We start from the raw sequence: 10107 nt of genomic DNA on the forward strand, positions 1-10107 counted from the left end.
AATCAAACTTAAATTGCAAAAGTGGAATCATGTTAGACGATATAGTGTTGTTTGTGCACATAGTTCAACAAGGGGGCCTGTCTCAAGCAGGCGAGTATTTATCGCTCCCTGCGGCAACCGTTACAAGGCGATTACAACGCCTAGAGTCTCGACTGGGCCAAAAGCTGCTGCACCGCTCTGCGCGCCAATTTACACTAACCCAACAGGGAGAGGTTTATTACCAAAGCTACGCAAGTTTAGTTGAGCAGTTTGAACAAACCAGTCATCACCTCAATCAACAAAAAGAGCAATTAAGCGGCAAACTTAAAGTGCTTGCGCCGCTTAATATTTGCCATGGCTTTTTAAAGTCAATGTGGTTGTCGTTTACTAAAGAGTATCCTGATATCCAATTGGAACTTGTTTTAAGCAATCAACTTGAAGACATAATTAAAAGCCAAGCCGACTTAGCATTAAGAATCGGCCCACAAGCGGATTCACTTTTGCAACAAAAAAACTCGGACAAGCAGATTCGATTTTGGTGGCTACCCCAATTTATTTAACCAATGCACCAGTGCTCACAGAACCAAGCGACCTTAAACAACACCGCTTAATTGGCACGACACTAAGAAATAAATGGCCACTCACTCACATTACTTCACGCGCAAGCTATACACACATGTGTCGATTTAGCAGTATTTATAACGATACTGGCTTTGTTAAATACCAAGTGGCTGATCATCAAGGAGTAGGCTTATTACCTAGATTTGAAATTATAAACGAGTTGGCAACAGGAGAGTTTGTAAGGGCATTACCAAACTGGCAAAGCCATAATCGCGAAATCTTTGCTATTTGGCCAAGCGGTCGTTTACTTAGTAAAAAAGCGGTTTGTTTACGTGATTACATACATAATTTTATTCAGCAACAGTTACCAGGGAGTTAACCATTTTTATGCCATCGGTATTCCATTTGCTTTGCTGTATGCTCAGCGTGTGATGGGCTTATTAACTGCGCAACTAATGCCAAACTCATATCAACTCCCGCAGAAATACCACCAGAGGTAGTAAATTTACCTTGTGACACCCAACGCTTATTTGCAACTACGTTTAGGCTTGGGAACATAGCAGCAAGATCGGCTTGATCTTCCCGATGCGTAGTCACCGTTAAGCCATCGAGCTAACCCGCTTTGGCTAATAAAAAAGCCCATGTACACACCGAAGCAACGTGATTTGCAGAATCAGCCGCTTTTTTTACCCAGCTAATTACTTGCGACTTACTTAGCTCACCAGTATGAACACCACCAACCACAATAAGCAAATCAATAACCGGATGATCGGCAAAACTGTAATGGGGGTTTACACTAAAACCCCTCGCGCATTGACAGGCTGATTATGTTGCGCGACTAAAAATATATTCCACTGGTTTTTAGCTAAACGTTAAGCAGTACTAAATACTTCAAATGGGCCTGAAAAGTCGAGTACTTCAGCATCATCATATATATAAATACCTATGTTCATTTAGCGTTCCTTCTATTTCAAACGTTTAAATTAGCATGTTTTACATAAAAAAAGCCCACTATTTAAGGGGAAAAAGCGGGCTTAGGGTAGTCATTTAAAGCTTTATGTATAGCTATTTTTTAGCGTTTAACTTAACAGCTTCAATTTTATAGCTGTATTTGTAGTCTAACCATGGGAGCTCATATTCGTACAAAGGTTTACTACCCCACGAATCCGTTCCACCCACACCACGCTGCTTGTAATCTATATTTACAAAAATGTACGGGGCTTTGGTTAAATCTGATGGGTGCATATTGCGCCTATTAACTTGTTCAGTACTCTTATCGTAGTCGTGCATATCGTAGAAAGATGCATTAAAGCCAATTAAGGGATCGCCAGAGAACTTAACACCAATTCCTTTATCATCATAAAACGTAACGTACCGTACATCCGTTTTGTGACCGTTTTCTTGCGGGCGAACATACGGTACACGTAAAGAGTCAACGTCAGATTGATATAAGCCAACAAAAGCCGATGACTTACGATCGTCGTAGTTTTCGTGAGGCCCTCGGCCATACCACTGTACGTTTTTAAAGTTCTCGTTCACAACAAACTGCATACCTAATCTGGGTAAGGCTGAGTACGAATTATGAGGTGCAGCATAAAAGTAAACATCTACATCAACTACGCCATTGCCATTTATTGTGTATGTTGTGAAGTACCGACTTTCAACGTTATTTAATGTGTGCTCTGTTTCGACTTTGTATTGTGTTGAGGATACTTTTTTACTACTAAAACTAGTCAGTGTTGTATTTGATCCCGCGTGTTGCCACACAGCAAACGAGTCACCATATCCCTTTTGCGGTAAATCATTATCGGTAGGCGCACGCCAAAAGTTAGGCTGCACAGGTTGGTCTACACTATTGGCTAGTAATGGCTTTCTAAAGACATTAATTTCATTTAATAAGCCTGTTTTTTTGTTAAACGTAAATTGAGCGTTTTTAGTAGAAAAAGCTAAAGAATTTTCAGAATCCTTTACTTTTAACGAGGCTGATTTTGTATTATTAGTCAGTGCAAAGCCTGTTAATGCTAGTTGCTCTGACGCAACCACATGACCCGTTGGCAATGTATTTTTAGCGTTTTTGAGAACGGCTTGTACATTTAAAAAATATTCAATTCCTGCTTTTAGTTTTGTTTTAATTGGCAAACTAACACGCTGAGATGTTTGTGGTTTGGCATTAATACCAAGGTTAGCACCTTGCTCTACTTCAACACCGTTGGCCATTAACTGCCATGACAAAGTAAAGTCAGACAGGTCGGCAAAAAACTGTTTGTTAATTACATTTATTTCGTAAGGTGTTTTGCTCGTTAACTCAAAGTCGATGTTTTGCTGTACTTGTTTAACCTCCCACAAATAAGGGTAGGGCGTTCTGTCGGCGTAAACTAACCCATTTGCAGCAAAACTTTTTGCGCTTACTGCAAATGGAGGCTCTAAGTCACCACCATATGCCCAAAAAAGCTCACCTTTACTGTTTTTCATGGCAAAAGTTTGATCGACCCAGTCCCAAATAAAACCGCCTTGTAGCTGTGAGTATTTTTCAAAGGCCTGCCAATATTCTTCAAGGTTACCTAACGAATTACCCATTGCGTGTTCGTATTCAATTAAAATCATGGGTCTTGATACATCATGCATTGTTTTAGCATAGCGAATAGCCGATTGGATTGGCGCATACATTTGACCGTATACGTCGGTGTGGCGCCTTAACTGTGCTTGTTCAGATACAACTGGAAACCCTGGGGCTTGACGCTTTAGCCAATCGTACGACGCCTCTAAATTAATACCATCGCCCGATTCATTACCCAGTGAGCGCATTACAACCGATGGATTATTTTTAGAACGGTGATACATGTTTGAAATGCGATCTATATATGCATTTTGCCAACTAAGCTTATTTACCAAGTGTGCCGAGGGGTTGTACTTACCTTGGTTTGCGGCTCCCATTCCATGTGACTCAATATTAGCTTCGTCCATAACGTATAAGCCATATTTGTCTGCAAGGTGATAAATATACGGATCTTGCGGGTAATGAGCCATTCGTATTGCATTAATATTAAAGGCCTTCATTAATGCAACGTCTTTTTCCATAGACTCTTTAGAAACGACGTGCCCTGTTTCTGGGTCGTGCTCGTGTCTATTTACACCTTTAAATAAAACTGGTTTGCCGTTAACTAAAATATTACCATTTTTTAATTCACTGCTTCTAAAGCCTATTGATTTTCCAATCCACTCAACAACCTTATCATTACTATTACGTAAGCCTATTTTTAATTTATAAAGGTTAGGAATTTCAGCACTCCAAGGCAGTACATCATTTACTTTAAACACTGTTTTTACTTGCGTACTTTGTTGTTTTTTTATTTTAGGAACTGACAATGTTTTAGTACTCATTACCTTATCGTTTGCGTCTAAAAGTGAAACGAGTAAGTCAAAGTTAGTTTGGGTTTGCTTAGTGTGGTTTTGTACTGTTGTGGTTAGCGTTAGTTCACCGTTTGTGTAATTGTCAATCAAAGTGGTATTAGCTTCAAAATCACTTATACGCACTTTTGGCGCTGCATATAAATATACATCGCGCTCAATACCACTCATACGCCACATGTCTTGGCATTCAAAGTAAGACCCTGTTGAATAGCGGTAAACTTGTAATGCTAAAGTATTTTCGCCTTTCGAAACGTATGGCGTAATATCAAATTCGGCGGCAGTTTTAGAATCTTCTGAATAACCAACTTGCTGACCATTTACATAAATATAGAACGCAGACTTTACCGCCCCAAAATGAATAAGGATTTGTTTGTTATTCCAGCTTTCGTCGATGTTAATTATTTTTCGGTATGAGCCAACCGGATTATAGTAACGCGGCAGCTCAATTTGCTCAGTATTAGGTATTAAACAGTAGTGAGAGTGATAAAAAGGAGAACCGTAACCATTTAGCTCCCAATTGGCAGGGACGGCTATTTCATCCCAGCTTGCGTCATTGAAGGTTACTTTTTCAAATCCATTTGGTTTTCTACTAGGCGAGTCAACCCAGTTAAACTTCCACTGCCCATTTAGTAATTTATAACTATCTAACTGCCAAGGCTCTAGTGTAAATGCGTTTTGCTCATTTGCTGTAGGATAATAGAACGCGCGGGGTGGGAGTTTATTTACTCTAAATATACTTGGATCCTGCCAAGCCTGAGCAACTTGCTGTTCTATTGCAATGCTTGGCAAGCTAGTTATTAATAAATAAAGTCCCCCAAAGCATAGAAGCTTTTTTAGATAACCTTTAAGCCGCATCCTGTTCTCCTTTAATTTTTTTATCATATAAATATGCTAATTAAACTTTAGCGTATTTTTAACAATTAAGAAACCTAATTAATAGAGACTACAACGGCGGCTATGGGGACTATTTCTAATCAACTAAGTTTCAGACTATTCAATATAATGTTTTTTATAGCGCTTTGTTAATTTAAGAGATCTAATTTGGTCGTAAATTAAAGTAAATACTGCTGATGCATTTTCTTTCGCAGCTTTGCCTTGTCCCATACGGCGAATTTGCCTTTTTACTAATGCCATGGTGGCAAGGCCTGCTATGGTTTTATCTTTAATCTGAACGTTTGGCGCTGCGGGAATAAACTCGGGTTGATTTTGCCAAATACTGACTAAATCAGGTTTATACGCAAGTGCTGTTGCAATACCGGCCAAAGCTACGCCAGAATCAATAACATTATTAGCTACTGATAGACGACTGATACCACCCGTGGTCATAATAGGAATACTGGATTGTTCACTAATTGTTTTGGCAAATTCTAAAAAGTACGCTTCGCGAGCGAGTGTACGCTCATCGGCCGTTTTACCTTGCATGGCGGGTGCTTCGTAACTACCGCCCGAGAGCTCAACAAAATCTATATTTAAGTCACTTAATAGGTTAATTACTGCTTGGGCGTCGCTAGGTTCAAATCCACCGCGCTGAAAATCAGCCGAATTTAGCTTAACCGATACCGAAAAGTTATTTGCGCAACTAGCCTTAATCTTTTGCGTTATTTCTGTGAGTAAACGCGCTCGATTTTCAAGGCTACCACCGTATTTATCGTCACGCTTGTTGGTTAAAGGCGATAAAAACTGTGCTAATAAGTAACCATGAGCCGCATGTATTTGCACGCCATCGAACCCTGCCTTTTGTGCTTGTAATGCCGTATTTGTGAATCGCTCAATCACATCATCAATTTCATTGTGTGTCATTGCTTTTGGCTGGCCAAATAAATGAGAGTGTTTTCCCATGCTTAATGCCACATTGGAGGCTGAAAGAACCTTTCCCCCCATTTTTTTAAACACTTGACGACCTGGGTGATTAATTTGCATCACAATTTTACTGTCGTTTTGCTGCCCTAAACGCGCAAGCTCCGCAAAAGGCGTTACATCGGTATTATGCTCAAGCGCAAGGCCACCGGGGCCAGTCATAGCTAAGTGATCAACCATTACATTGCCGGTAATAATTAAACCAACCCCACCCTCAGCCCATGCGTTATAACAATTTTTAAGTACTTGAGAGGGTGTGAGATCGGCTTCTGCTAGATTTTCTTCCATGGCCGCTTTTACTAGCCTATTTTTTAATACTAAACCGCTAGGTAAAGTAACCGATGTAAATACGCTCTGTTGTTGATTTTTTGGCATGTTAGTAACCGTTTAAATTGACATTAATGCCACTATAACTTTAAAGTCAGCTTTAAGGTCAAGGCAGTATTTATAACTAATTTAGGACCACTATGAAAATAAGTGAGCTTGCAAAACTTGTTGGCGTTGCCCCCAGTACAATTCGTTATTACGAAGGCAAAGGTTTATTACCAAAAGGCAGCCGCAACAGTAATGGTTATAGGCAATACGACCATTCAAGCATTGAGCAAATAAAAATGATTAAGTTTGCACAAAGTTTAGGGTTTTCGTTAGAGGAGATACCAACATTAAAAACGCCAGAAAATGACCTGGATCACACTGTTATTATTGAGCGTTTGCAGCAAAAGCAAAACGAAGCGAATGCGCTGATTGCTCAGCTGCAAAAAAAGTCGCAGCGTATCGGTGATTTAGTCACGCAATTAAATGCAAGCTGGTCAAATGGACAATGTTTAACACAACAACAAATGAGTGACTTATTGGATGAGGTTCAGTTTTAACGGTTAGGCGCTTTGATGTGTGCTAAGAATACCCAAGCAAAAAACACCATAAACACAAAATCGTTGATACCGTAAATACTGTAAAAAATCCCCGCGAATACATCTTTATCGTAAACGTCATCAAGGTTATTGTTTGCTAACCATAATAACCAAGCAACAACATAAACCAGTTTTTCAATTACAAATGCGCCAGCTAACCACTTTATATTGGAGGTAATAAAAGCACTAGCCAAATATGCTAAGCCCCATATAACAATCATTAACAAGCCAAAATTAGACATAACAACAGGGTCTAGTTCGTTTATTATGGAATTTGTAAAAAACCGCGAGAACAGTAAAACACCACCTATATTCATGGCCGCAGCCATAATAAAACCAAATTTAATTAGTTTATTTTTTGTCATTTTTTTCTTCCTATCAGGCTTATTAATTAAAGCGGAAAACTTAATCACATATTTTGTTAGTGAACTTCAAGCTGCATTGCTGTTTTTAAAATACCATGTGCGGGCAACCATTGTTTATATTCAGAAAAGCCATGTTTTTTATATAAATTTATTGCTGGCGTATTTGCTACAGCCGTTTCTACTATAGCTTTATTATACGTATGCAAAGTAAGCGCATGAGCAATTAACTTACCTGCGATTCCTTTTTTAAAGTAGCGAGGGTGCACTGTTAAGCTTTCGATACTTAAGCACTTATTTTTTACTGTAATTTCTATGACCCCCGCAAGCGTACTCTCATAATAAAAACCATAAAATAGCGCGTTGCTGCGCACAATGGCATGCTGCGTTCTGCTAAGAGGAGGAAAATGTTCAGCCTTTATTAAAAGCGCCTCTGTTTTATAAGCACATTGAAAAACGTTATAAATTTGCTCGGCAACAGAAGGAACTGCATTTTTTAGTTGAGTGATCATTTTAATTTCACTTATTTATTTTTAGATACTGCAGCAATTGGAATAAATGAATTATTAATTGGTATATTCAATTAGCTCTTCAACGTATAAATACCCTTTTTGACGCTGAGTTAACTTAATGAATGTTTTTAGTGTTGGTGCATACAAGTGTATGTCTTGTGTGTCGGCTGAATAGCCTCTCGAATTAGTAATTTTACCAGTGTACCCAATGGTGTAGGCTTTATATGTGCCAGCTTCTACTTTTTCATCTTTAAAAGAGACAACTTTAGCGTTTTGAATTGTTGAGCCTTTGGTGCCATCTTCGCTTTCCCAGTGCTCTTCAAACACCCATGTTTTGCCTACATATAACGGCCAATAATAACGCGAGGTTTTTCTGTTATTTGGTTTTGTTAATACCTTTAGTAACGTAGATCCCTTAGCCGTTAACATACTAAGTGCGCCATTTTCGCTGACTATTTGTTTAGTATCGGTGCCTTGTGCACGTATTTCATTGCTAGGTGTTACCCCTTTATATTTCCATACCCACTTTTCCCCTTCACTATAATCAGCTTCTGTTGGCTGATACGCTTTTTCATTTGAAGCTTGGGCAAAAAAGCTTAATAGGCTTAAGGCAAAAATAATAATTTTAGCGTTCATTCGCGTTGTTCCTTTTATTGATTTTTGTATGTGTGTTCAAACCAAATAATTAGGTGTATTGACATAAAAAAAAGTGTGAGCAATAGCGCTTACAATTTATAAGCGCTTTTATAAAGCTAAAAGGACTAATCTAACTCTAACTGTGCTCGCTCTACGCTCTCGTTGGGCAACTCTTTTTGAACAGATACACCAAGCTCTTTAAATTCGGCGGCTTGTTTAATTAAGTTTCCCTTACCTCGGTAAAGCTGAGAAAAGGCCTTGTCGTAACTTTCTTTTGCTCGGTCTAATTGTTTACCAACACCTTCCATGCTGAGTAAAAAGCCATTTAATTTGTTGTAGAAGCGCTCTGCACGATTTGCCAGTTCCTTTGAATATTTAGTTTGCTCTTCAAAACGCCACAGCTGTTTAACAATATTTAAACTGGTTAACAGCGTAGTGGGGGTAGCGACCAAAATGTTTTTTTCTATCGCTTGTTGATAAATATCACTTTGATATTTAAGCGCCTCTACAAAGGCAGACTCTATAGGTACGAACATAATGACAACCTCTGGTGAATTTAACCCCGGGAGGCGATCATATGATTTACTGGCTAGTTCGTTTATTCGAGCCGTAACTGCATTTACATGCTCTTTAATAGCTTGATTAGCATCAAGTTCATTTTCAGCATTTACATAACGGGTGTAGGCATTAAGGGATGTTTTTGCATCTATAACTAAATGACGCTCTTGTGGTAAATACACTACAACATCTGGGCGCAAACGACCGTCCTCGGTATTAAACGACACTTCGCGTTTGTAATCGGTACCGGCACGTAAGCCGGCACTATCGAGTACATTTTCGAGCATGAGTTCGCCCCAATTTCCTTGGGTTTTCTTTTGTCCTTGTAAGGCATTAGTTAGCTTATCGGCTTGCTCTGTAATGGATTGGCTTTTGGCTTGTAAATGTAAAAGCTCAGTTTTTAATTGTGCACGCTGTTTTAAGTCCTCAACATGAATTGATTCCATTTTATCTCTAAAGCCTTTTAACTCACCTTGAACGGGTTTAAGCAGTTGTTCAATACTTTCTTGGTTAGTCACTTTAAAGCTTTGGGTTTTTTCATCGAGGATTTTATTGGCTAAATTTTCAAACTCTTTTTTAAGTACGTTTTTACTTTCTTCTATTTGAGCTAACTGCTCAGTAAAGCTTTGCTGCTTTTGCTCAAGCATAGTTCGCATGGAGTTAAGCTCTACATCGCGTTGATTATATTGTGCACGCAACTGCGTTATTTCTGTTTCGGCTTTTTGCCAAAACTGATTGTATTGCATGCTTTGTTTTTCTTGTTCACTGCAGCGCGTTTTAAAATGCTGCGCTTCGTCGCGTTGTTCTTGGTGGCTATGCTCAAGCAACTCATGTTCATCTTGTAAGGCGCTAAGTTGCTCAGCTTTGTTATCGAACTGACTTTGTAATAAAGAGAGTTGCTGTTGTTGCTCGTTAATTGCTTTTTTTAATTTTCTCCGAGGCAAAACACCAATAACACTATAAAGCACAACACCTGCCGTAAACCCTGCAGCTGTGCTTACCCAATCAATTTGGGTGAGTATTTGAGTAATCATAAAATAAACTTATAAAATTTATGGACATGCCATCATAACGAATAAGTTTGAGTAGAAGTAGGGGGTAACAAATAACAGCCATAAAAAAAGCCAGTTCAAATGAACTGGCTCAACCATTACTAAATAAGTAACACAACAGGGGAATCAACATAAAACTTGAATTAACTGCAATTAATCAACAAGCACAATAGTAGACGCCCTGTTTTAAATTAAGTTCATTAAAAGATCAAATTATTTAATAAAAACTGATCTTTGGCAAATAAAGCATTAAACGGTAAAAATTAAA

7 protein-coding genes and 2 pseudogenes are annotated in these 10107 nt (G+C 38.7%); 2 read left to right on the forward strand and 7 right to left on the reverse strand.

Annotated elements, in window-relative coordinates:
* The first annotated feature begins 29 nt into the window (after positions 1-29).
* Positions 30-919, forward strand: a pseudogene (locus tag P20480_RS19835) (LysR family transcriptional regulator).
* Here P20480_RS19835 and P20480_RS18285 read toward each other — a convergent pair.
* The 3 genes and pseudogenes from P20480_RS18285 to P20480_RS06995 form a co-directional block, all read right to left on the reverse strand.
* Positions 916-1493, reverse strand: a pseudogene (locus P20480_RS18285) (DJ-1/PfpI family protein). The pseudogenes P20480_RS19835 and P20480_RS18285 sit on opposite strands and share 4 nt — an antisense overlap.
* Before the next feature lie 112 nt (positions 1494-1605).
* Complete coding sequence (locus tag P20480_RS07000) at positions 1606-4806, reverse strand: glycoside hydrolase family 2 TIM barrel-domain containing protein (RefSeq protein ID WP_008130576.1); 3201 nt, start codon at positions 4804-4806, stop codon at positions 1606-1608.
* A 135-nt stretch (positions 4807-4941) separates the two neighbouring features.
* Positions 4942-6183, reverse strand: coding sequence for an NADH:flavin oxidoreductase/NADH oxidase family protein (locus P20480_RS06995; RefSeq protein ID WP_008130577.1), 1242 nt, complete (start codon positions 6181-6183; stop codon positions 4942-4944).
* A gap of 92 nt (positions 6184-6275) precedes the next feature.
* Here P20480_RS06995 and P20480_RS06990 point away from each other — a divergent pair, with 92 nt between their 5' ends.
* Positions 6276-6680 (forward strand): MerR family transcriptional regulator, encoded by a 405-nt coding sequence (locus P20480_RS06990; RefSeq protein ID WP_008130578.1) that lies wholly within the window; start codon positions 6276-6278, stop codon positions 6678-6680.
* Here the strand turns inward: P20480_RS06990 and P20480_RS06985 are convergent.
* From P20480_RS06985 to P20480_RS06970, 4 genes are all read right to left on the reverse strand, one after another.
* Entirely contained in the window at positions 6677-7084 is a 408-nt protein-coding gene (locus tag P20480_RS06985; RefSeq protein WP_008130579.1) for a hypothetical protein, read from the reverse strand. The genes P20480_RS06990 and P20480_RS06985 overlap by 4 nt on opposite strands.
* A 56-nt stretch (positions 7085-7140) precedes the next feature.
* Positions 7141-7593: a GNAT family N-acetyltransferase gene (locus P20480_RS06980; RefSeq protein WP_008130580.1), complete on the reverse strand. Its 453-nt coding sequence runs from the start codon at positions 7591-7593 to the stop codon at positions 7141-7143.
* Positions 7594-7647: 54 nt separating this feature from the next.
* The gene (locus P20480_RS06975) at positions 7648-8229 is read right to left on the reverse strand and encodes a hypothetical protein (RefSeq protein ID WP_008130582.1); all 582 of its coding nucleotides are present in this window, start codon (positions 8227-8229) and stop codon (positions 7648-7650) included.
* A 125-nt stretch (positions 8230-8354) separates the two neighbouring features.
* Positions 8355-9821, reverse strand: a complete 1467-nt coding sequence (locus P20480_RS06970; RefSeq protein ID WP_008130584.1) for a DNA recombination protein RmuC — start codon at positions 9819-9821, stop codon at positions 8355-8357.
* Positions 9822-10107 lie beyond the last annotated feature (286 nt).

The organism is Pseudoalteromonas sp. BSi20480, assembly GCF_000241365.1.
GTDB lineage: Bacteria > Pseudomonadota > Gammaproteobacteria > Enterobacterales > Alteromonadaceae > Pseudoalteromonas > Pseudoalteromonas marina.

Coding starts and splice junctions, on each gene's coding strand:
- P20480_RS07000 (WP_008130576.1), bottom strand. CDS start 4,806: ATGCGGCTTAAAGGTTATCTAAAAAAGCTTCTATGCTTTGGGGGACTT.
- P20480_RS06995 (WP_008130577.1), bottom strand. CDS start 6,183: ATGCCAAAAAATCAACAACAGAGCGTATTTACATCGGTTACTTTACCT.
- P20480_RS06990 (WP_008130578.1), top strand. CDS start 6,276: ATGAAAATAAGTGAGCTTGCAAAACTTGTTGGCGTTGCCCCCAGTACA.
- P20480_RS06985 (WP_008130579.1), bottom strand. CDS start 7,084: ATGACAAAAAATAAACTAATTAAATTTGGTTTTATTATGGCTGCGGCC.
- P20480_RS06980 (WP_008130580.1), bottom strand. CDS start 7,593: ATGATCACTCAACTAAAAAATGCAGTTCCTTCTGTTGCCGAGCAAATT.
- P20480_RS06975 (WP_008130582.1), bottom strand. CDS start 8,229: ATGAACGCTAAAATTATTATTTTTGCCTTAAGCCTATTAAGCTTTTTT.
- P20480_RS06970 (WP_008130584.1), bottom strand. CDS start 9,821: ATGATTACTCAAATACTCACCCAAATTGATTGGGTAAGCACAGCTGCA.